General features: G+C 73.2%; 18 protein-coding genes. 10 read left to right on the top strand and 8 right to left on the bottom strand.

Translation table 11 applies throughout. The features are described from left to right. Positions 1-167: 167 nt before the first annotated feature. Genes B1H55_RS06820 through B1H55_RS06840 form a run of 5 tightly spaced genes read right to left on the bottom strand, consistent with a single transcriptional unit; the run spans position 168 to position 5203 of the window. Positions 168-1388 carry a hypothetical protein gene (locus B1H55_RS06820; RefSeq protein WP_077240599.1) on the bottom strand — a complete coding sequence of 407 codons (1221 nt, stop codon included), beginning with the start codon at positions 1386-1388 and terminating at the stop codon, positions 168-170. 17 nt (positions 1389-1405) lie between these two features. Next, entirely contained in the window at positions 1406-2245 is an 840-nt protein-coding gene (locus B1H55_RS06825; RefSeq protein ID WP_115736993.1) for an LmeA family phospholipid-binding protein, read from the bottom strand. Further along, on the bottom strand, positions 2238-3077 hold the full coding sequence (locus tag B1H55_RS06830; protein WP_077240601.1) for an FHA domain-containing protein: 840 nt from the start codon (positions 3075-3077) through the stop codon (positions 2238-2240). The genes B1H55_RS06825 and B1H55_RS06830 overlap by 8 nt, the downstream gene beginning before the upstream one ends. A gap of 16 nt (positions 3078-3093) precedes the next feature. Beyond that, positions 3094-4386, bottom strand: a complete 1293-nt coding sequence (locus B1H55_RS06835; RefSeq protein ID WP_115736994.1) for an FHA domain-containing protein — start codon at positions 4384-4386, stop codon at positions 3094-3096. After that, on the bottom strand, positions 4373-5203 hold the full coding sequence (locus B1H55_RS06840) for a PP2C family protein-serine/threonine phosphatase (protein ID WP_073454378.1): 831 nt from the start codon (positions 5201-5203) through the stop codon (positions 4373-4375). Before B1H55_RS06840 ends, B1H55_RS06835 begins: the two co-directional genes overlap by 14 nt. A gap of 176 nt (positions 5204-5379) precedes the next feature. Between B1H55_RS06840 and B1H55_RS06845 the strand changes: the two genes are divergently transcribed. The 6 genes from B1H55_RS06845 to B1H55_RS06870 all read left to right on the top strand — a co-directional run bounded on the left by B1H55_RS06845 (position 5380) and on the right by B1H55_RS06870 (position 11788). Continuing rightward, positions 5380-6444 carry a variant leucine-rich repeat-containing protein gene (locus tag B1H55_RS06845; RefSeq protein WP_077240603.1) on the top strand — a complete coding sequence of 355 codons (1065 nt, stop codon included), beginning with the start codon at positions 5380-5382 and terminating at the stop codon, positions 6442-6444. A gap of 76 nt (positions 6445-6520) precedes the next feature. After that, positions 6521-7804 (top strand): MFS transporter, encoded by a 1284-nt coding sequence (locus tag B1H55_RS06850; protein ID WP_073454381.1) that lies wholly within the window; start codon positions 6521-6523, stop codon positions 7802-7804. After that, positions 7801-9132 carry a glycosyltransferase 87 family protein gene (locus B1H55_RS06855; RefSeq protein ID WP_077240604.1) on the top strand — a complete coding sequence of 444 codons (1332 nt, stop codon included), beginning with the start codon at positions 7801-7803 and terminating at the stop codon, positions 9130-9132. Before B1H55_RS06850 ends, B1H55_RS06855 begins: the two co-directional genes overlap by 4 nt. Positions 9133-9556: 424 nt before the next feature. Continuing rightward, on the top strand, positions 9557-9739 hold the full coding sequence (locus B1H55_RS06860) for a hypothetical protein (protein ID WP_073454383.1): 183 nt from the start codon (positions 9557-9559) through the stop codon (positions 9737-9739). A 190-nt stretch (positions 9740-9929) separates the two neighbouring features. Next, complete coding sequence (locus B1H55_RS06865; RefSeq protein ID WP_073454385.1) at positions 9930-11060, top strand: App1 family protein; 1131 nt, start codon at positions 9930-9932, stop codon at positions 11058-11060. 413 nt (positions 11061-11473) lie between these two features. Further along, positions 11474-11788, top strand: a complete 315-nt coding sequence (locus B1H55_RS06870; RefSeq protein WP_073454387.1) for a protoporphyrinogen oxidase — start codon at positions 11474-11476, stop codon at positions 11786-11788. 52 nt (positions 11789-11840) lie between these two features. On the opposite strand, the gene B1H55_RS06875 is transcribed toward B1H55_RS06870, so the two are convergent. Beyond that, the gene (locus tag B1H55_RS06875) at positions 11841-12716 is read right to left on the bottom strand and encodes a trimeric intracellular cation channel family protein (RefSeq protein WP_370427872.1); all 876 of its coding nucleotides are present in this window, start codon (positions 12714-12716) and stop codon (positions 11841-11843) included. Positions 12717-12971: 255 nt separating this feature from the next. On the opposite strand from B1H55_RS06875, the gene B1H55_RS06880 reads away from it, so the two are divergent. Next, a complete protein-coding gene (locus B1H55_RS06880) occupies positions 12972-13886 on the top strand; it encodes a cation diffusion facilitator family transporter (protein ID WP_073454389.1) in 915 nt (304 codons plus the stop codon). Between the two features lie 115 nt (positions 13887-14001). Next, positions 14002-14937, top strand: coding sequence for a copper homeostasis protein CutC (locus B1H55_RS06885; protein WP_172575555.1), 936 nt, complete (start codon positions 14002-14004; stop codon positions 14935-14937). 32 nt (positions 14938-14969) lie between these two features. Here B1H55_RS06885 and metE read toward each other — a convergent pair whose 3' ends face one another. Both metE and B1H55_RS06895 read right to left on the bottom strand, forming a co-directional pair. Further along, a complete protein-coding gene (metE, locus tag B1H55_RS06890) occupies positions 14970-17387 on the bottom strand; it encodes a 5-methyltetrahydropteroyltriglutamate--homocysteine S-methyltransferase (protein WP_172575556.1) in 2418 nt (805 codons plus the stop codon). A 24-nt stretch (positions 17388-17411) separates the two neighbouring features. Further along, complete coding sequence (locus tag B1H55_RS06895; protein WP_077240605.1) at positions 17412-18464, bottom strand: methylenetetrahydrofolate reductase; 1053 nt, start codon at positions 18462-18464, stop codon at positions 17412-17414. 267 nt (positions 18465-18731) lie between these two features. On the opposite strand from B1H55_RS06895, the gene B1H55_RS06900 reads away from it, so the two are divergent. Then, positions 18732-19565, top strand: coding sequence for an alpha/beta hydrolase family protein (locus B1H55_RS06900; protein WP_073454442.1), 834 nt, complete (start codon positions 18732-18734; stop codon positions 19563-19565). A gap of 239 nt (positions 19566-19804) precedes the next feature. Beyond that, the gene (locus B1H55_RS06905; RefSeq protein WP_077240606.1) at positions 19805-21157 is read left to right on the top strand and encodes a serpin family protein; all 1353 of its coding nucleotides are present in this window, start codon (positions 19805-19807) and stop codon (positions 21155-21157) included. Positions 21158-21179: the final 22 nt, after the last annotated feature.

A 21179-nucleotide genomic window follows, 5' to 3' on the forward strand; every position in this document is an offset into this window, starting at 1 on the left:
CCTCAAACGCGCCGTCGCCCGAAACCTCCACCACGCCCTCAAACAAGCCCTGAACAACCCCACCTACCACCCCACCACCTTGACACCCACAACATAGGAGCGCTGGTCCGGAGGACCGGCCACCGGTTTCGATGACGGTTTCGACCGGTCTCGCATATAGAGGGGGGCTATGAGACGGCGGAGGCGGACAGGTCGACGTCCGAGGCCTCGACCCTCACATCGATGCCGTCGACCCCCACCTGGGCACTGGTGGCCCGGAACCCGGCCGGGAGGGCATCGGCCGGGAGCTCGATCGACGAGGACCCCATCCCCAGCCACTCCAGCGCGGTCCTGCCGGCGATGCTCTGATCGGCGGGGATCTCCTTGCCCGCCCATGAGATGCTCGTCACGGTCAGGCTCACGCCCCCCGCCTCGGTGACGGCGGGCGCCAGGTTGATCCCCACGCCCTGGCCGCAGATGGTCCCGCTCAGGATCGCCGTGCCGGGGGAGTCGGCCGTGCTCTCCTGGAGCGCCGATGAGGAGGGCGAGGACACGCCGACGACGACGAGGCCCGCCATGCGATCGAGCTCGGCCCAGGGCAAGGTCCCGGTGAGGGCCACGTGGTCGGCGTGATGCGCGCCCGAGGTGCTCAGTCCCTCGACCGCCACGACGACATCGCTCAGCTGCGCGCCCTGGATCGCCGCGGGGTCGCCGACCCCGGGAACGGAGCAGTCCTGGGCGCCCGTGACGATGTTGAGGAGCCCCCCGAACAGGCCCCTGTCCCCCGGGGTCGGCTCGGGCGCGGGCTCCGGGGCCGGCGCGGCGGCCTGGGTCGCGGGGGCCCCTCCACGCGCGATGGTCAGGGTCGATGCCGTGACGCTGAGACTGTCGAGCTCTCCGCGCACGACCTGGGGCAGGACGGGTCCGTCGAGGCTGAGCCTGGCATCCGGGGAGAGCCCGTGGAGGGAGCCGAGAACCCGGGAGGTGATCTCGCGGCGCGCGTAATGCTCCGCCCCCACCCCGGCCAGGCCGAGGAGCGCCGCCAGGATCACGACGACGGCGATCCCCCGTCGCCAGGTCAGGAGGCGGCGCCGGGGCTCCTCATCGGCATCCCCGAGGCCCTGCGGGCCCTCGGAGTTCTCATGACCCTCGGGGTCCTCGGCGACCGGGGGCCCATCCTCAGGGCGCTCATCGGGGTCGTCGGCCCCCGCCGCTCCCCCGGCCCCCGCGGGGCCGCCGGAGGCGTCAGTGCCATCCGCACCGTCGGCACCGTCGGTACTGTCAGCGCCGTCAACGCAGTCTGGATCATCGGCGCCGATGGGATCGGAGGGCTCGTCGGCGTCGCCGGGACCGTCAGGGGCCCCGGCACCGGCGACGGCGTCGCGCCCGCCCAGGTCCTCGTCGGTCATGCCCGCTCCTGCCCGTCCTACTCGCTCATGGTCACGTCACTGCCGGCGAGAGAGATCTTCAGGCCGTTGTCGGTGACCATGACCTGGCTGATCCTCAAGCCCTGGGGCAGCTGATCGGGAGTGATCTCCACTCCGTCGATCGGGATGCCCAGCAGCGTGAGAATCCTGCCCCCCTCGGAGTCGGGGCCGTCAATGGGCACCTCGACCCCGTCGGCCTTCGCCGAGCTGACGGTGATGCTCAGGCCGCCGTCGTCCGTGACCCGCGGCTCGAACACGATCTCGAAGGCGGAGCCGTAGCCGACGCCGGAGGCGCGGGCGCTGCCGGGGTCCGTTTCCGTGCCCGGGCGCACCACGTCCACCGTCACATCGTTGGGATTGATGTTGGCGGTGGTCACCAGGTCGTTGGCCCCCTGCCAGTCGACGATCCCCGTGGCGAGCGCACTGCGCGCGCGATGCGGGCCGGAGGTGCTCACGCCGGTGAGTTCCACGTGGACGTCGCCGACGCTCAGGGTGCTGGCCGTATCCGCTCTCACGGGCAGGTCGAGCCGGGAGGCATCGATGCTGATCGAGTCGACGCGGCCGTGGAGGAGCTGGAGGATGAGGTCATCACCGGTGGTGATGGAGGCGTCCTTGTCCAGTCCGGGAAGCGCCTGGCGGATGGCGGAGGCCACGCGCCCGGAGAGGTAGGAGTCCAGGGCGGGGCGGGCCGCGAAGTTGCCCACGGCGAGCAGGGCGACGAGGCAGGCGGCCGTGATGGCCAGTGCCCGCCCCCGGCGGGGGGAGGGACTGGCGGCGGAGGGGACGGGGGCGGAGGAGGAGGGGTTCAGGGAGGACGCGAGCGAGGAGGTCTCAGGCACGGTCGGCTCCCGCCCCCTTCGCGGCGCCGTCCATCTTGGTCGGAGCAGTGGTCACCGGGGCGACGGCCGCGGCTCGGTTGGCGGCCAGCTCCTCGTCGAGCATGGGCAGGTCCTCGGCGGTGACCATGAGGGTGGAGACGGCGTGCTCGACGAGCGCCGTCCGGCGGTTGGAGGCGGCACCCTCGGCCCTGCCCCCTCGCAGCCCTCGCACGCCGACGCGGTCGAGCTTCTCGCAGACGTTGTCGAGCTTGCGGTTGAACTTGGTGATCGGCCATCCCAGGCGCGCGGCGGCGGCCTGCGAGGAGGGGATCTCCGCTGCGCCGGTGCCCGCGCGGCGCAGCACCGGCTCGGACAGGGCGAGGATGAGCAGCAGCTGGGAGCGGGTCATCGGGGTGACGCCGATCGTCGTCTGGCCGGTGGACTGCCGGGCGCCGTCGATCCCCGCGAAGTGATCCTCGCCGGCGGTGATGAGGTCGATCTCATAGGTGGTGGGGCCGGCGGAGAAGGTGAGGATGACCCGCGGGAAGACCAGGGGCATGCGCGCGCCGGGGGCGAGGCGGGACTGGACGAGCCCATCGCCGTCGGTGAGGGTGGCGGACAGGCGCGAGCCCTCGTTGGCGATCCACCACAGGCCGTTCTCCCGGACGAGCACGACGAAGCGCCGGTGGAGGTAGGGGTTGTCATCGATGTCGAGGTCCCCGCCGCGGCCGATGACGAAGGTCTCGTCCGGGGCGATCCTGTGCACCTCGCCGGAGAAGTCGAGCACGAGCTCCTCGGGGCGGTCGGGGTCGACGGAGGGCAGCGATTCCGTCCACGTTGCGTCACTGGTCATGGGGAGAATCCTTTGCTTACTGCTGGTAGTGCTGGAATGGGTGGACCGAGGGCGGCGATGGCTGCGACGGGATCCACGGAGTCGCCGATGACGAGGATACAAGCGGCGGCATGGGCAGCGGACCCGCCGGGAGCATCTCGGCCTGCGGGGCCGATGAGGCGGTCGCCGACGGGGCGATGGCCGGTTGGGCCGGCGGCGCCGCCCCCGGCGACGCGGAGGGGGCGACGAGTCTGAGGGTGATGCCATCGCCGATGCTGAGCACATCCCCCATGCTCAAGGGCGTGGGCAGGGCCGAGGCGATGAGCACGGAAGGGCAGCCGGGGCGGTTGAGGGTCGTGCCGTTGGAGGAGTCGAGGTCCTGCGCCAGGAGCGAGGAGCCGGCGGTGGTGATCCGCACGTGGGAGCGGGAGACCATGTGGGAGGTCGAGGGGACGACGACGAGCGCGGCCCGTGCGCTGGTCGACTGGGGCGCCCTGCCGACCACCACCTCGCTGCCCGCGCGGACGAGGACGTCCTGCCCCGTCGACAGGCGCAGCAGGGCGAGGACGGGGCGGGCGTCGCGCACCATCGCCGTCGCCAGGGCCTCGGCGACGGCGGAGGAGGGCAGGGTGCTGGGCACCGACGCACTGCCCGCGGCCCCGATCGCGGGGCTGCCCGCGGACGCACTGCCCGCGGTGGGCGCCGAGGAGGCTCGGCGCCGACGCCTGCCCGAGCCGGGCTCGGGCTCGGGGAAGGAGTCGAAGAGGTCGTAGCTGTCGGAATCATCCTGGGAGGCCTGCGCCGGGCCGGGCATCTCGGCCGTCGCGGGCCCGACGTCCTCCTCGGCCTCGTCCCAGACGCCGGTGGCGGGCAGGTCCTCGTCGTCGACGCCGTCGATCGCGTCCCACGGCGAGGCGGCCTCATCGGGGCTCGGCGCGCTGGTCGCACCCGCCGCGCCCACTGCCTCCCCTGCGCCCCCTGCGCCCGCGACGGCCGGGGATGCGGGGACCGGGGCGTCCGGGGAGGGCTCCGCCCCCGCCGGGTCATCGGGCTCGTCGGCGGCGGCGAGCCGGTCCGGCTCATCGGGATCGGGGGGCTCCGGCCCGGTGGAAATGGCGGCCTGGGCGGCGGCGCCCTGGACGGCGCCGTCGTCGCCCTGGACCACGGGGCCGCCCAGGGCCGCCAGAACGGCGGCGGCCACGTGCTCGGGGGCACCGGGGACCAGGAGGGCCGTGCCGAGCATCCCGACGATCACCTCGCCGCGCTCGGCCTCGGTCAGGGTCTCCGCCGAGCGGCCCTCGGGGACAGCGCCCTCATCAGCCGGGGGCATCCGACGCACCTCCCCCCGGCTGCTCGGGGGCCGTGACGACGCCGACGAGCGACGGGCGCTCCACGAGATCGACGACCAGTGCCGTGGCGTTGTCATGCCCGCCGTTCTCCAGGGCGGCGGCGACGAGGGCCTCGGCCGTGCGCTGCGGGGTGAGGCCGGCGCCCAGGATGAGGGCGAGCTCGTCGTCGTCGAGCTCGTCGCTCAGGCCGTCGGAGCACACGAGGAAGCGCTCGCCCCCCGTGGCGGGCAGGAGGCGCGCGCTCGGCGTGAAGGGGCCCGCCAGCCCCCCGCCCAGGGCGCGGGTGACGATGTTCTTGCGGAAGTCCTCGCGGGCGTCCGCCCGACTGAGCTCACCGGACTCGATGAGCTCCTGGACCTTGGAGTGATCGGTGGTGACCTGGTGGAGCCCGCCGTCGCGCAGGAGGTAGACGCGCGCATCACCCAGGTTGAAGACCAGCCAGGCGGGGACGCCGCCGGGGTGGAGAAGGGCGATGCCGGCGATGGTCGCGCCGGGCCGGTGCGAGCCGGAGGAGGGCAGCGCGTCGACCTCCTCCCCGGCGTCCTCGATCGCCTCGATGACCTGAGCGGCGTCGTCGATGACGCTCCCGGCCAGGGCGGAGATCCGCTCCAGGGCGGTGCGGGCGGCCAGGCGCCCGGAGGAGTGCCCGCCCATGCCGTCGACGACGACGTACACGGGCTCCAGCGCCAGGTAGCCGTCCTCATTGGCGGTGCGCATGCGACCGACATCGGTGGCGGCGCCGACGATGGGGGCCCGGGACACGGCCGCGCCGGCGACCGGATCAGTGGTCTCGCTCATCGGTTGGTCCCGCCCTCCTTGTTGCCGCACTGGGGCTGACCATACCGTTCCTTCCCGCTCCCTATGGTCATCACGGCTCCCTCAGGTAGGCTCGCAGCCGCTAGTGCCCCCCGGCACTCCGGGACCCTCGCCTCCCCCGGCGGCTCCCGGCCCCCGATCGCCGCTGAAGGACCGTCATGTCTCAGGCTCAGGACGAGCTCATCGCACGCGCTCAGGATCCCACGACCCCCTGGGCGGAGCTGCACGAGCTCGCTCAGAACTACCCGGGGCTGCGCCCGTACGTCGCGCGCAATCCGAATACCTACCCGGACCTGCTGAACTGGTTGGGATCCCTGGGGGACGCCGCCGTCGACGCCGCGCTGGCATCCCGGCCCAGCGGGGCCGGCCCCATCAGCCCGATCGACCCCGCCGCCATGAGGGGCCCCAGCACGCGCGCCATGCCCGGCACGATCGCGGTCCCGCCCGCGGCCCAGTCCGCCGCGACGGCGCAGGCCGCGCAGCCGATGGACCCCGCCTGGGCCGCGCAGCAGGCCTCCCCGCAGGCCTTCCAGCCCGCGTACCAGCAGCCCGGCTACGCGGGAGTCGCGCAGCAGCCGCAGTACTCCTACGCGCAGGGCTACGACCAGCAGCCGCTCCTGCCCGGAGTCGGCGAGCCCGTGCCGCCGAGGAAGGAGAGCCACCAGCGCTCCAACCTGTTCCTGTGGTTCCTGGCCCTGCTGGTCCTGGCCCTCATCGGGGGGATCGTCTTCTGGGTCCTCGCCGAGGACGACGACGCCACCAAGGCCAGCCGGGCGAACACGGAGCAGCCGGTGGCTTCGGCCACCGCCCAGGACGCCGCGCCGCCGACCCCCTCGGCCAGCGCCTCGGCGAGCCCGACGGGCAAGAAGGCCTTCCCGGCGCCGTCGGACGCCGCCGAGCTCGGAGCCTTCACAGCGCCGTCGGGCAATATCTCCTGCACCCTGACCGACTCGGGCGCGACCTGCATCATCAAGGAGCACTCCTTCAGCCAGGGCGGCTGCACCTCCTCCCCCTACGAGGCCACCGTCGGCAATGGTGAGGCCACCGGGAAATGCACGACCTCATTCTCCGGCGGGGGCGTCACGCTCAACTACGGCGCCTCGGCGAAGCACGGCGACTACGCCTGCACCTCCTCGGAGTCCGGGATCTCCTGCTGGAGCCAGGTGACCGGCAAGGGCTTCACGCTCTCGCGCGAGAGCGTCCAGAGCACCTCGAAGAACTGAACCCGCGCGGCGCCCGCGCCCCGGCATCGCGGCGCCGTCAGGGCTCGGGCGGCGCGCCCGCGTCTACCATCCACGTATGCCGTCCTACCGCCGAATCCTGCGCCAGCCCGGTGCCCTGCGCTTCTCCAGCGCAGCGCTCATCGCCCGGTTCCCCATGTCGATGCTGGGGATCTCCCTCATCCTCACCGTCCAGGCGGTCTACGGCTCCTACTCGGCGGCCGGCGCGGTCAGTGCGGCCTTCGTCGTCGCTCAGGCGATCGGCTCACCGCTCCTGGCCAGGCAGGTCGACACCCGGGGACAGGCGGCCGTCATGCGCCCGGCGCTGGCCGTCTCCGCGAGCGCGTTGGTAGCGCTCATCGCTTGCCTGTCCACGCGCGCTCCCCTGCCCGCGGTCCTCGTCCTGGCAGCGGTGGCGGGCGCCTTCACCGGGTCGATGGGCTCGCTGGCCCGCTCGCGGTGGACCATGGCGCTGGACACCCCGCAGGACCTCCACGCGGCCTTCTCCCTTGAGGCGGCGCTCGATGAGGTCGCCTTCGTCATCGGCCCGCCGCTGGCCACCGCCCTGAGCACCGCGTCGGCGCTTCCCGCCGCCTCGGGCGTCGTCGCCTGCGCGCTGCTGCAGACCGGGGGTGGGGCGTGGCTGCTGTCCCAGAGGTCCACGGAGCCCCCGGCGCATCCCCGCACCCGGCGCGGGCGGGGCCGTGCGAGGGGCGGGGCGCCGTCGGGCGGGGGCGGCGTCGCCCCGTCGGGCGGGGGCGCCTCCCGGACCCCGGTGCTGCGGCACGGGGCGGTTCTCGCGGTCATCGCCGTGTTCATGCTCACGGGCGGGCTGTTCGGGGCGAATGACGTCGCCGCCGTCGCCGTCGCCAAGGAGCTCGGGCACCCCTCCGCGGCGGGCATCGTGCTCGCCGCGTGGTCGGTGGGCTCGCTCAGCGCGGCACTCGCCTTCGGGGCGCGCGCCTGGGGGTGGCCGCTGTGGAAGCAGCTCCTGGCCGGCGTCACCGGGCTGGCCGTCGGGTGCTCGGCCCTGCCGATGATGCCGGGCCTGGTGTCGATCGCCGTCGTCATGGCGCTCACCGGCATGGCGATCGCCCCCACGGTGACGATCGGCAACAACATCGTCCAGGTGACGGTGGCCGCCTCCCAGCTGACCGAGGGCCTGGCCTGGATCGGCACCGCCCTCAACATGGGGGTCTCCCTGGGCTCCCTCGTGGCGGGCTACGCGATCGACCGCACCGGCTCCCATGGCGGATACCTCCTCGTGGCGGGCTTCGCCTGGATGGGAGTCCTCGCTACCATCGTCGGGCTGCCGACGCTGCGATCAGCCAAGGCGAGAACCGATTTGGAGAAGCACGAATGACATCAGCCCCGCACGGCCCCGCGGCGAGGGGAGCCTCGCACCAGCGCGCGCTGGACACCATCCTCCGCTCCCCCGCCCTCCTCGTCCTGGGCTGCGCGGGCCTGCTGCTCATCCCCGTCCACCAGTTGTGGAACGACCTGGTGCCCTCGTTCAAGCTCGACGCGTGGATCTACTACCACGCCGTGGCCCAGTGGCATGCCGGCGGCTCGCTCTACGACTGGTACGCCAACCCCGGGCAGAGGACATGGCCCTTCACCTACCCGCCCTTCGCCGCGTGGGTCTTCACACCCATGCTGCTCATCACCGATCGCGCCGCGCAGGTCCTGCTCACAGCGCTCACGCCCTGGGCTGCGGCCCTCACCGGCTGGGCGAGTCTGCGCTGCCTGGGAGCGCGCGGGAGGGAGGCTCTCACCGGCGGGGTGTGGCTCGCGCTGGCGGGCTGCCTGGTGGCCGAGCCGCTGGACAAGACCATGGAGTACGGGCAGATCAACGCGATCCTCATGATGCTCGTCGCGCTCGACCTGCTCGTGGTGCCCGCCGGCTCGCGCTGGCGGGGGGTGGGCAGCGCCGTGGCCGCGGCCATCAAGCTCACCCCGGCGATCGCGATCCTCGTCTTCCTCGTGCGCCGCGAGTGGCGGGCGGCGACGACGATGGTCGCCACGGCCGCCGGGCTGACGGCGGCGGCGTGGGTGGCCTCGCCCCAGGAATCGGCGCGGTTCTTCGGTCAGGCGATGCTCGACCCCTCGCGCGCGGGGCTCCCCGATTACTCGGGCAATCAGAGCCTGCGCGGGCTCGTGGCCCGGGCCCTGCCGGAGGGGATGTGGGGCCCGGCGTGGGCGGGGCTCGCGCTCCTGGCGGTGATCGGCGCCGTGCTCCTGGCCAGGGCCCTGGGACGAGGCGCCTCCGCCTCGGACGGCCTGATCCTGCTGCTCCAGACCGGCGTGGTGATGACCTGCGGGCTGCTCGTCTCCCCCATCAGCTGGTCGCACCACTGGGTGTGGTGCCTGCCGCTGCTCATGGGCCTCGGCGTCGCCTCCTGGCGCTGGTGCTCGCCCGCCCTCATGACGGTGACGGCGGCCGGCGGGCTCGTCTTCGCCCTGGCCATGCAGTGGTGGTTCCCCGAGCAGAACCACGTGGAGCAGGACTGGCCGTGGTGGGCGGGACCGCTGGGCTCCTCCTACACGCTGTGGGCGCTCGTCGCCGGAGCGGTGCTGTGGGCCCGCGCCCCGCTCGGCGCGCACGGCCCGGACGCCGACGCATACGATCCGGACGCCGACGCGCCGGAGGGCGAGGGCGCGGACCGCCCGGCTGACTCCCGGGAGTCGTGAGGCTACGTCCACGGGAGCGGCGCGGAGCGCCCCCGCGTCACTTCTGCTGCCGTGGCGGAGGAGGCGCACCGGAGGCATGTGAGGGATCGGCGGGATCCCAACGATCGCTGCCGGCGCTTCCTCAGCGGGATCGTCCCACGGCAGCAGAATTGACACCTCCGGCCGAGGAACGAGTGCGCGGGGTCATCCCGCCCGGCGGGGAGAACCGTGACTGGCCCCGTCCGCACCCACCGGCGTCGCACACCGACCAGTGGAGAACTCCACTACCGCCCTATGGAGTTCTCCACCAGGAACTAGCGGATTTCTCCACCAGGCGGCGTGTTCCGCCGCCATGACCTGCCTCTCGTCCTCACCGGCTCCTTCACTCCCGACGACGACCCGCTGCGCCACTCCGGGGCGGATGATGGGCTCGACCATGCGACCTATGACCCTCAGCGAGACCGCCGATTCCTCCGCCGGGGTCTCCCTGACGTCCCTGCTACGGGGCGAGGAGCCCGCGGGTGTCGATGGCCCCGGCGGAATGGAGGACGTCACCTCCCGGCTGGTCCGTGCCGGATGGCCGGCCTGGTTCGGTCTGGACGAGCCCATGAGGTCGAACTCGGGGTGAACCCCGTCGATGAGGCGGCGGCGAACCTCCTACGGGTCTCGGCCAAGGTTGAGCGTCCACCGGTCCGTTGCGTCGTGGTCATCCCGACCGGCATCGCCTATACGCGTCCCGACGGCGACGCCGTCGTGCCGCTGACGGCACTCGGGGCGTGATCGCGCACCGGGGGCGGCGGCGCCCGTAAAATCGGCGGGTGCCGCTCTTCGATATCGCCCGCGCCGTGGAGGACCAGTTCCATCGCGACGTCATCCCCGTGCTCAAGCGCCGTGGCTGGCGCCCGCGCGTTGTCGCCTACGACGGCTACGGAACCAGCTCTGACCAGGCGGGCGGCGCCGATATGGCGCGTGTGCTGGCTCGAATGGTGCTGCGGCCCGTGGACGCCCCCACCGAGGGTCCGTTGTTCCGCTCCCTGCCGGAGAGGCGCCCGGCCTCGGCGGCGGAGGTGATCGACAACGCCCGCATCTCCCTGGCGGATGCGCAGCGGGGCTGGCGCCTGTTCATCGACGCGCCGGTGCCCTTCCTCCCGGTGACGATCACGGTGGGCGGCGCCCGGATCCGCACGCGGGCGGATCGTGAGGGGTACATCGACGTCGTCGTGCGCGGGCACGGCCTGGGCGCCGGCTGGCATGACGCGGTGATCGACGCCGCCGGGGCCGGGCGGTCCAGCGCGCGCGTGCTCGTGGTGGGCCCGGAGCCGACCCTGGGGATCATCTCGGATATCGATGACACGGCGATGATCTCGCACGTGCCGCGCATCCTCGTGGCGGCGTGGAACCAGCTCGTGAAGTACTCCTCGGCGCGCGAGCCGGTGCCCGGGATGGCCCGGCTGTACCGGCGCGTTCAGCGGGCCCATGAGGGGGCGCCGGTGTTCTACGTGTCCACGGGCGCGTGGAATGTCATGCCGACGCTGCGCGCCTTCTTCGCCCGCCATGGCTTCCCGGAGGGGCCCGCGCTCATGACGGACTGGGGGCCGACCAACACGGGGTGGTTCCGCAGCGGCATCGAGCACAAGCGCACGGAGTTGCGCCGCCTCATGATCGATCTTCCCCAGGTGCGCTGGCTGCTCGTGGGCGACGACGGCCAGCACGACCCCCTCATCTACGGCGAGGTGGCCCGTGAGCACGCGGATCGCGTGGCCGCGGTGGCGATTCGCCGACTGAGCGCCACCGAGCAGGTGCTCGCCGGGGGCATCACCGCTCATCCCATGGGCATCGGGCCGGCGGCCCACACGCTCGCGGAGGCCGATGTCCCGGTGATCACGGGCACCAATGGCTTCGAACTGGCCTCCCGACTGCCCGCTGCGATCGGCGGCGAGGGACGCTGAAGGACGAGGACGATCGGCCGACGGTCAGACCGCTGGGCCGGAGACCGAATCTCCGGCGGTGTCGGATCCAGTCGTGGTTGGTGAGGGCGGTGGGGTGTTGCGCCAGATCGGGGGCGTTCCGGCCTCGACCACACGGGTCCCGACCTAGTCCATTGAGTCGGGTGTCGTGCATGCCGTTCCGAGCCTCCTTGTCCCTCTCGGCATCGGATTGGCCGGGCTCGTCGGCCAACTCATGCTTCGCCTCCCTGCCCGCCCAGCGCTGGGAACGGACCCGCCGTCGGCGCCGCCGATGGCATCCCCGAGGCTCCGGCACCGCCGCCATCCGCGCGCCTCGCCCAGGAGTCGTCGGACGGCTAGGCTGGGCGCCGCGGCCCGGGCACAACGCGCCCGCCGCGCATATCTAGGAGGCACGCATGAGCAAGCTCCCCTTCGTCCTCGGCCTCGGCGCCGGGTACGTGCTGGGCACCCGGGCGGGCCGCGCCCAGTACGAGCGCATCAAGGCGACCGCCCGGGGCGTCGCCGAGCAGCCCTTCGTCCGCACCCGGGTCGACGCCGCCCAGGCGAAGGTCGCGCAGGCCGTGCGCCAGCAGGGTGAGGCCGTCACCGACAAGGTGGCCGACGCCGTCAAGGAGCGCCTCTTCGGCTCCCCCGCCGCCCCGGCCCCGGCGAGGGGCTCGGAGCCGACCGCGGTCGCCGTCGACGACGCCACGATCCGCCCCGTCGAGTAGCGCCACCGCGCGGCACCCCTCCTCCGCGCGGCTCCGACGAGAGCCCTGGCCCTCAGAGGTCCTCGGGGGCGAGGGGCTTGCGGCCGCGCCGTCCCCGGGAGGATCCGCCGTCGCCCGTGCTCGCCCGCCGGGCGCCGTCCCCCCTGAGACGAGGGCCCATGAGCCCGCGGCGCCATCCGATCGCGGATGCGCTCGGGATCGCCCACCGGGCGGGCCTGGCCCCCGCCCCGCCCCGGGCGCGCCGCCGCATCTCACGGTCCCCCACCACGGGCAGTTGCCAGCAGCGCCAGTAGGCGAGCAGGCACATCCCGGCCCCCACGAGCGTGGCGACGAGAATGCCCCAGCTCTCGTGGAAGCCGACGCGCACCATCGCCACATCGGTGAGCGCCGCGCACAGCGCCGGGATCGCGTAGAGCTTGTTGCCGCCGAAGACCGCCGGCGTCTCCCCCACCGACACGTCGCGGATCATCGACCCTCCCACCGCCGTCAGGCAGCCCAGGAGCAGCGCCGGCATGACGCCCAGCCCGTTCGCCAGGGCCTTGGTGGCGCCCGTGGCCGCCCACACCCCCAGGACCACGGCATCGGCCACCACGAGGAAGCGTCGGGCCGGGCGCGAGGTGAAGGGAACCACCCAGGCGATCACCGCCCCGGCGCAGGCGGCGTAGAGGTAGTAGGGGTCCGTCAGGGCGAAGGGAGGGCCGTTCTGGATCATGACGTCGCGCAGGATGCCGCCGGCCGTCGCCGTGAGGATCGCCAGGACCACGAAGCCCACGAGGTCGAAGTTCTTGCGACGGGCGATGAGCGCTCCCAGGATCCCGTTGAGCAGCACGCCGGACAGGTCGATGGCGCGGAAGGTGACGGGCAGGGCGCCGAGGGCCGTGATCTGCGCCGGGTGAAGCGCGATGGGGAGGCAGATCGCTGACAGCACGGCCACACGATAGAGGATGCGCGGCGGCCAGGCCCGCACGCGGCGGGGTCGAACCACGGGCGCGACCGCGCCGCCCTGTCTCCAGCACTGCCGCCCGCCGACCGGCACTGCCGCCTCAGGCTCGCCGAAACCACCGCTGGCGGGCACGACCGGCCCGGGGGGAGGATCGGGCGCGTGCCGTCGCAGTCCCTGCCCCCTCAGCCTCCTCAGCCCTCCCGGCCCTCGCCGTCGCCCCCGGCGCCGCGGCGCTCGCCCATGGGCTCGCGCTACGCCCCGCCCCAGGACCTTTCCAAGTACGCGTGGCTGTCCATCGGGGCCGCCCTGACCACCATCGCCCTGAAGTCGTGGGCGGCATGGGTGACCGGCTCGGCCGGGCTCCTCTCGGACGCCGCGGAGTCAGTCGTCAACCTGGTGGCAGCAGTGGTGGCCCTGTGGGTCCTCAAGGTCTCGATCCGCCCGGCGGACGAGGACCACCAGTTCGGCCACTCCAAGGCGGAGTACTTCTCAGCGGTGGTCGAGGGCGTCATGATCTTCGTCGCCGCCGCCTTCATCATCGTCACGGCGGCCGAGAGGATCATCCACCCGGTCATGCCCGAGAAGCTGGGACTGGGCCTGGCGGTCTCCGTGATCGCCTCGCTCATCAACGGCGGGGTCGCCTGGGTCCTGCACCGGGCGGGGCGCGCCGAGCGCTCGGCCACGCTCATCGCCGACTCCAAGCACCTGGCCACCGATGTCATCACCTCCGCGGCCGTTCTCATCGGCGTGGGGATCGTGGCGATCACGGGCTCACCGGTGCTCGACGCCCTCGTGGCCCTGGGAGCGGGCCTCAACATCATGTGGATGGGCTTCAAGCTCATCAACGAGTCGGTGAGCGGGCTCATGGACGCGGCCCCCGCCGCCGAGGCGATCGCCCGGGTGGAGGAGGTGCTGGGCGCCCGCCGCGAGCCCGGGCGCATCGACTTCCACGCCATGCGCATCCGCGAGGCGGGCAACCGCCGTTTCATGGACCTCCACGTGCTCGTACCCGACGCCTGGACGGTCAAGCAGGGGCACGATTACACCGAGGACCTCATCGATGACCTGGTCCGCTCGGATCCGGGCCTGCGAGTCTCCGCCCACCTCGAGCCGATCGGCGATCCGAAGAGCTACGAGGATCTCGACGACGTCTGAGCGCCCGGGCCCGAGGTCCTCGACGCCGGCCATCGTGCAGGCGCGGCACGGCGCCGGACCGTGTCCGGCGCCGCATTCGATCGCGAGATGGGGCGCTGCGTGCCACACTCGTGCCATGAGCCCAGCAGTTCTGTCCGCGACCGCTCCGTCCCTGCGCCATCACACCGCGCCGCACCCCGCCCCCTGGCGCGACCTCGACCATATCGGGGTCGAGATCTGCCTGGAGAACGTGGCCGGCGTACGGCTCGCGGTCCGCGCGGGAGCGGATCGCGCCGAACTGTGCGACAACCTCACCGTCGGCGGCACCACGCCCTCGATCGGCGCTGTCGAGGCCGCCATCCTGGCCGCCGCCGAGGAGGTCGAGGCCAAGCGCCAGCGCATCGGCGCTTACTGGGCCTCCTCCAAGGACGGCGCCCCCTTCGGCCTGCGCATCATGATCCGCCCCCGCGGCGGCGGCTTCATCTACGACGGCGACGGCAGGCGCGCGATGATCGCGGATGTCCGCAGGATCGCCGCCCTGGCGCGGGAGATGAGCGAGTACACCCGACCGGTGCCCACATCCAACCCGGCCCAGCCGCTGCCCCCGGCCGTGGACCTGGGGATCGTCGTCGGCGGCCTGACGGATGACGGCGCCGTCGACCGCGGCCTCATCCGCCTCCTCAAGGACCTCGCCGACGGCGCCACCCTGACCTACCACCGGGCCATCGACGCCAGCCGCGACCCCCTGGAGGCCTACCGCGACCTGCGTCGGCTCGGCGTCGACTACGTGCTCACCAGCGGGGCGGCGGACACCGCCCTCGACGGGGCGCGGACCATCGCCGCGATGGTGGCCGAGGAGGGGCCGAGGGTCATCGCCACCGGCACGGTGCGCAGCCACAACGCCGCCGAGGTCATCGCGGCCACGGGCGCCCGGGAGATCCACCTGCGCTGCTCCTTCCCGGACCTGCCCCCGCACCTGCCCCAGAACACCGATGAGGAGCAGGTGCGCGAGATCGTCGAGGTGACGCGTGCCCTGCCGGTCCCGGGCGGTCCGGGCCGCTCGGAGGGCTGAGAGACCCGGACCGGCCCGAACCGTTCCAGCGCTCAGTCCTCCAGGCCGCCCCGCACGCGCGCCGCAGCGGCCACGAGGTTCCTCAACGAGCTCGTGGTCTCCGCATAACCGCGGGTCTTGAGCCCGCAGTCGGGGTTGACCCAGACGCTCCCGGCGCCCAGGGCGTCGACCGCGCGGCCGATGAGCTCGGCGCACTCCTCGGTGCTGGGCACCCGCGGGGAGTGGATGTCCCACACGCCCGGGCCGAGCTGGCGGGTGAACCCATGCGCGGCGACCGCCGGGAGGATGTCCATCCTGGAGCGGGAGGCCTCGATGGAGGTGACGTCGGCGTCCAGGTGGTCGACGGCGTCGATGACCACGTCGAACTCCGAGTAGCACAGGTGGGTGTGGATCTGGGTGGCGCTCGCCGCCCCGCCGGTGGCCAGGCGGAAGGAGCCGACGGACCACTCCAGGTAGGCGGGCTGATCGGCGCGGCGCAGCGGCAGGGTCTCGCGGATGGCCGGCTCGTCGACCTGGATGACGCCGATGCCCGCGGCCTCCAGGTCGGCCACCTCGGCGCGCAGGGCCAGCCCCAGCTGATCGGCCACCTCGGCGCGGGGCAGGTCGTCGCGGACGAAGGACCAGGCCATGATCGTCACGGGCCCGGTGAGCATGCCCTTGAGGGGCCTATCGGTGAGAGACTGGGCGTAGGAGGACCAGGCGACCGTCATCGGGGCCGGCCGGGCGACGTCGCCCCACAGGATCGAGGGGCGGGTGCAGCGCGAGCCGTAGGACTGGACCCAGCCGTGCTCGGTGGTGGCGAAGCCGTCGAGCAGCTCGGCGAAGTACTGGACCATGTCATTGCGCTCGGCCTCGCCGTGAACGAGCACGTCCAGACCGATCTCCTCCTGGAGGCGCACCACGCGCTCGATCTCGGCCCTCATCTGGGCCCCGTAGCCGGCGGCGTCGAGCTCGCCCCTGCGATGGGCTGCGCGGGCAGCGCGGATCCCCGGGGTCTGGGGGAAGGATCCGATGGTCGTGGTGGGCAGGAGCGGCAGGCCCAGGCGGGCGTCCTGGAGCGGCTTGCGCTCGGCGTAGGGCGGGCGCGCCCGATCGGCGGGGGTGATGGCGCCGACGGCGTCGCGCACATCGGCGCGCCGCACCCCGGGGTGGGCGGCCCGCTGGGCGCGCAGGCTCGCATCACGGGCGAGCTCGTCGGCGATGGCCTCCCTGCCCTCGGCCAGGCCGCGCGCGAGGGTGAGGACCTCCCCCACCTTCTGGTCGGCGAAGGCCAGCCAGGAGCGGATGGCCGGGTCGAGGCGGGTCTCGCGCTCGACGTCGTGCGGGACGTGCTGAAGGGAGGTGGATGTGGCCACGGTCAGGGGCGTGCCCGCGGGCAGGGCGCCGCGCAGGCGCTCGAGGACGGTCAGCGCCGCCTCGAGGTCCGTGCGCCAGATGTTGCGGCCGGAGACCACCCCGGCGACGAGGCTCTTGCCGCCCAGGGCTGCCAGGTCGTCGGCCGGGGGCAGCTCCCCGGCCACGAGGTCCAGGCCCACGGCCTCGATCCCGGTGGCCCCCAGCACGGGCAGGGCGTCGCCGAGCGAGCCGTAGGCGCCGGTGACGAGGACCCGCGGGCGCTCAACGATGGCGGCGATCCAGGTGCAGGCCCGGTGGACGGCGGCCAGGACCTCCTCGCGGGGCACGCCCCAGGTGTCGGAGACGAGGGCGGGCTCGTCGATCTGGACCCACTGCGCCCCGGCGGCCCACAGGTCGGCCAGGAGGTGGCCGTAGGCGCCCAGGAGGTCGTCCAGGCGGTCGATCGGCCGGAATCCGGGGGCCGCGCCGTCGGCGGGCTTGGAGGCGAGCAGGTAGGTGACCGGGCCGACGATGACCGGCCGGGGATCCGGCTCGCCCGCGGCGAGGGCCTCCAGGACCTGGGCGGCGGGCCCGTCCGTGGGGTCGACGGCGCCGAATCCGGGGACGTAGTCGAGGACGGTGGACTCGTCGATCTCGGGGACGAGGTAGTGGTAGTTCGAGTCCATCCACTTCGTCATCTCCTGCGCCGCGAGGTCCCCCTGGCCGCGCGCCACCGTGAAATGCCCCTCGAGGCCCAGGCCGGGGTGCCCGTGCCCGGCGCCGCCGCGCAGGTGGGCGAAGCGGGAGGGCACGGCGCCCAGAGCGCTCGTGATCTGGAGGACCTGGTCGTAGTAGGCGAAGTCGGCGGGGACGGCGGCCGGTCCCGACAGCCCCAGGCCGCGCAGGCGCTGCCGGGTGGCGCGGCGCAGCTCGGCGGCGGAGGCGCGCAGCTCATCGGCGCTGGTGGCGCCCCTCCAGTAGGACTCGACGGCGCGCTTGAGCTCGCGACCCGGCCCGATGCGCGGGTAGCCGAGGATGGTGGCGGCGGGCAGGGGCGTCGAGGGGATGGGCGTGGTCGTGGCGGCGGGCGTGGTCGGGGTCGTCGGCGTGGTCATGATCGTCGCTTTCGTCGTCGAGATTCAGGGGCGCGCGGAACCGGCGTGAGCCGGCTCGGGCATTCGACGATCACCGCCGGGCGTGGCGTTGAGGTAGGCGCGGCGCACGTCGCGCTGCATGGAGGCCGAGACGCGCTCGCCGCCGAGGATGCCGCCCAGCCGCAGCTGACTGATGACGTCGAGGGCGGGACGGGTGCGGTTGAAGGTGTAGAGGTGGATGCCGGGGGCGCCGCCGTCGAGGACCTCGGTGGCCAGCCTGAGGGTGGCGTCGATGCCTCGCGCGACGGTCTGGGCGCCCCGGGCGGGCCCGAGGCTGGCGGCGAGCCCCGCGGGGATGGGCACGCCGGTGAGGGCGGCCAGGCGGGAGAGCCGGGCGAGGTCGGTCATCGGCAGGATGCCGGGCAGCAGGGGCATGGAGACGCCGCAGTAGGTGGCGGCACGGGCCAGGGAGAGGTAGTCCTCGGGGTCGTAGAAGACCTGGGTGATGGCCAGGTCCGCGCCGGCGGCCTGCTTGGCGGCGAGGATCTCGACGCCGCGCCCGTGGTCGAGCACCGCCGGGTAGGCGGCGACGGCGATCGTGAGGTGCCGCTCGCCGTCGTCGAAGTACTCGGCCTCGACCTCCCGGATGACGCGCACGAGGTCCTCGGCGTGGGCGAGCTCGCCGGGCAGCTCATCGGCGTCGTGCCCGCGAGGAGGGTCCCCGCGCAGGGCCAGGAAGCGGCGCACGCCCAGGGCCAGGAAGAGGCGGACGATCTCCACGACGTCGCGCTTGCGGTAGCCGATGCAGGTCAGGTGCGCCATGAGCGGGGTGCTGGAGCGCGCCAGCACGTGGGTGACGACGTCCTCGGCGGGGTTGTGCTCGCGGATGACCCTCACGGCGGGCTCGGCGGGGCGGGTCCCCAGGACGAAGGTCGGCCGGTAGGTGACGGAGACGAAGTCCGGGGCGGTGGCCAGCAGCCGGTCCAGGGCGCTCCAGGTCTGGGAGGCGGCGGCGCCGGCGCGGGGAGGGAAGAGCTCGAGGGAGAGCGTGGGCGCCCCGTGCGGGGCGGGCGCCGAATCGTCTGGGGTGGTCGACATGTCTTCTCCATCGGTCCTGGCGGAAGCACCCTCAGGGGTTGCTGCGACGTCGTTGAGCCAGGTCTCTCGATCGCTCTGGATGGGTGCCCGTATCCTGCCAGGGCCCCGCCGGGGCCGCCCCCCGAGTCCGTTCTCCGAGACGCGGCGTCATGTTGCGGGAATCCGTGAGCATTGCGTCGCGTCGGCAGTCACGCTTCGAGCGCAATCGGCTGATCTCCCCCTGTGGGGGGATGGCCGGGGCGGCGGCGCTGCCTTACCTTGGTGCTCATGGCTGATCAGCGCATCGAGGCGCGTATCGACACCGCCCGGGGCATCGGCCTCGCGGTGGAGCTCGCCCTGCCCGTCGGGGTCCCCGACCTCGACCCCGACGACGGACGACGGGTGGTGGACACCGGCGGCGCGATGCCCGAGCGCCCAGAGGCCATCGTCATCCTCGCCCATGACTTCCTCGCAGACCGCCACGGGCCCGGATGCAGCCTGGACCGGATGGCCGCCGCGTACAGGGAGGCCGGCCTGGCGACCCTCCAGTTCGACTTCTCGGGCCTGGGCGCCTCCGACGACGACATCATCACCCTGGCCGGCGAGGTCGCCGATCTCCAGGCGGTGTGCGGATGGCTCGCCCACCTGGGTTACGCGCGCCAGGGGATCCACGGACATGGCCTGGGGGCCACGGCGGCGCTCGTCGCCAGGCCGGAGCAGGTGCGCACGGTGGTGGCCGTCGGCGCGATCGTCGGGCCGCAGTCGATCCTGTGGGAGGAGGTCTTCTCCCCCAGCCAGCTCGACGAGCTCGCCAAGCACGGCATGACCCGCCTGCCGGATGACAACCCCAATGACCGCGCCTGGGATGTCCTGACCAAGGAGACCCTGGCGGACGTGTCGATGCAGCGCCCCGATGCCGTCATGGAGGGTCTGCCCTGGCCGATCCTCATGGTGCACGGCGCGCAGGTCGAGGAGTCCTCCGACGCCGCCGACGAGACCGCCAAGGGCTTCCCCCTCCTGCCCGACGGCTCGCGCATGCTTCAGATCCACTCCTCGGGCGAGGAGGCCGATGTCGAGCTCGCTCGCGCCGCAGTGGACTGGATGGCCCTGCGCCTGCGCTAGCGCCCGCGACGCCCACGCCAGTCCTCTCCTCTCGCGAGTTCGTACTTTTGGCGACGAGCCCGTCCCCCTACCCACCGAAGTCATCACCAGAAGTACGAACTCGGCGGGGCGTGCGTTTCCGTGGGCGATGGAATGCGGGGAGCGCTGCCCTGAACGGCCCGGCGCTGCCCTCCTCGCCCCTTCCTCCCCGGTGAGGGCTCCCCCTGTGGCTCTCCCGCGGTTCCCCGGAGAATCGGGGCATGGCCCTGTCATCCTCGCCTTTCGCCGTCCGCCCGCCCCTCGCACCCCTGAGCCGCCGAGCACTCATCGCCCTGGCGGCGCTCACCGCCGGATCCCTCGCAGCCTGCTCCGGCAAGCCGCCGCGCCCGAGCATCGGCGGCGAGGCGCTCATCGGCTCGGTCGCCCGCACGGCCGTGCCCGTATCGCAGGTCCCGGACCTGGCCGCCGCCGTCGCCGCCTGCGACACCCTGGGAGCCGCGGCGCTGACCGCCCAACTGGCCGACGGCGCTCACGCCAACACCCTCGTCAGCCCCGCCTCCCTGGGCCTCAGCCTGGCGGCGGCTGCCCTCGGCGCCACCGACCCCGCCGCTCAGGGGCTCAACACGGGACTGGGTTGCGCCGACGAGCCCACACGCAACACCACCTGGTCGGCCATCCAGAACGCCCTCCTGGCCTACGACGGCGACCCCGCCTCCTTCGATACCTCCGCCAAGGCCCCCGAGAAGCCCCTCCTCCACGTGGCCTATCAGCTCCTCGTCATCGAGGACGGGGAGTCGGCAGTGGCCCAGGAGTTCATCGACGGCGTCGGGCAGTGGTTCAGCGCGGATCTGCGCCGCTGCTCCCCCGGCGAGGCTCATGGCGTCCTCAGTGAGTGGTCTCGTCTGCACACCGGGGGACTCATCGAGGAATCGGCGATCACCCGCACCGATCCCGGTTTCGTCATTCAGAACGCGGTGCTGTTCGCGGCGCGCTGGGCGGCCATGTTCGAGGAGTCGAGCACCCACGGCCAGGACTTCACCCTGCCCGACGGGACGGTGGTGCAGGTTCCGATGATGCACCAGTCCTCCCACATGACCTGCACCATGGGCTCCTCCGGCGATTCGGGCTGGAAGGTGCTGCGCGTGCCCTACACGGACGGCTTCGCCCTCGGCATCATCCTTCCCGACGCCGGGCTCCTGCCCGAGTCCCTCCCCGCCGACACCTGGGCGCGCGCCACCGCCCTGCTCGACGAGGCGGATGGCGAGGGGATCTCCCCGACCGTCCGCCTCGCCCTGCCGCGCATCGACGTGACCACCCCGGGCGGCGGCCTCGACGTCCTGGCGATGCTGGACGGCCTCGGGATCAACGTCGTCCCGATGGACCGCGCCGGGACGGGCCTGGTCACCGACGAATACCGCCAGCAGGTCCGCCTGCTCGTCCAGGAGGACGGCACGAAGGCAGCGGCCGTCTCAGAGCAGCACGTCGGCGTAAGCGCGCCCAACCCCGGCGAGACCACCGACTTCATCGTCGACCGCCCCTACGCCATGCGCCTGCGCCACCTCAGCACGGGCCTGAGCCTCTTCGAGGCGATCATCAACGACCCCCGCGGCTAGCCCCGCCCCGGGCGGGCCCGCC

The sequence above is a fragment of the Actinomyces denticolens genome, assembly GCF_002072185.1.
GTDB classification, from domain to species: Bacteria; Actinomycetota; Actinomycetes; order Actinomycetales; family Actinomycetaceae; genus Actinomyces; species Actinomyces denticolens.

What these genes read in the sequence shown, in the direction of transcription:
- B1H55_RS06820 (WP_077240599.1), bottom strand. Translation starts at nt 1,388, where the DNA reads ATGACCGACGAGGACCTGGGCGGGCGCGACGCCGTCGCCGGTGCCGGG.
- B1H55_RS06830 (WP_077240601.1), bottom strand. Translation starts at nt 3,077, where the DNA reads ATGACCAGTGACGCAACGTGGACGGAATCGCTGCCCTCCGTCGACCCC.
- B1H55_RS06835 (WP_115736994.1), bottom strand. Translation starts at nt 4,386, where the DNA reads ATGCCCCCGGCTGATGAGGGCGCTGTCCCCGAGGGCCGCTCGGCGGAG.
- B1H55_RS06840 (WP_073454378.1), bottom strand. Translation starts at nt 5,203, where the DNA reads ATGAGCGAGACCACTGATCCGGTCGCCGGCGCGGCCGTGTCCCGGGCC.
- B1H55_RS06845 (WP_077240603.1), top strand. Translation starts at nt 5,380, where the DNA reads ATGTCTCAGGCTCAGGACGAGCTCATCGCACGCGCTCAGGATCCCACG.
- B1H55_RS06850 (WP_073454381.1), top strand. Translation starts at nt 6,521, where the DNA reads ATGCCGTCCTACCGCCGAATCCTGCGCCAGCCCGGTGCCCTGCGCTTC.
- B1H55_RS06855 (WP_077240604.1), top strand. Translation starts at nt 7,801, where the DNA reads ATGACATCAGCCCCGCACGGCCCCGCGGCGAGGGGAGCCTCGCACCAG.
- B1H55_RS06860 (WP_073454383.1), top strand. Translation starts at nt 9,557, where the DNA reads ATGACCCTCAGCGAGACCGCCGATTCCTCCGCCGGGGTCTCCCTGACG.
- B1H55_RS06870 (WP_073454387.1), top strand. Translation starts at nt 11,474, where the DNA reads ATGAGCAAGCTCCCCTTCGTCCTCGGCCTCGGCGCCGGGTACGTGCTG.
- B1H55_RS06880 (WP_073454389.1), top strand. Translation starts at nt 12,972, where the DNA reads ATGGGCTCGCGCTACGCCCCGCCCCAGGACCTTTCCAAGTACGCGTGG.
- B1H55_RS06885 (WP_172575555.1), top strand. Translation starts at nt 14,002, where the DNA reads ATGAGCCCAGCAGTTCTGTCCGCGACCGCTCCGTCCCTGCGCCATCAC.
- metE (WP_172575556.1), bottom strand. Translation starts at nt 17,387, where the DNA reads ATGACCACGCCGACGACCCCGACCACGCCCGCCGCCACGACCACGCCC.
- B1H55_RS06895 (WP_077240605.1), bottom strand. Translation starts at nt 18,464, where the DNA reads ATGTCGACCACCCCAGACGATTCGGCGCCCGCCCCGCACGGGGCGCCC.
- B1H55_RS06900 (WP_073454442.1), top strand. Translation starts at nt 18,732, where the DNA reads ATGGCTGATCAGCGCATCGAGGCGCGTATCGACACCGCCCGGGGCATC.
- B1H55_RS06905 (WP_077240606.1), top strand. Translation starts at nt 19,805, where the DNA reads ATGGCCCTGTCATCCTCGCCTTTCGCCGTCCGCCCGCCCCTCGCACCC.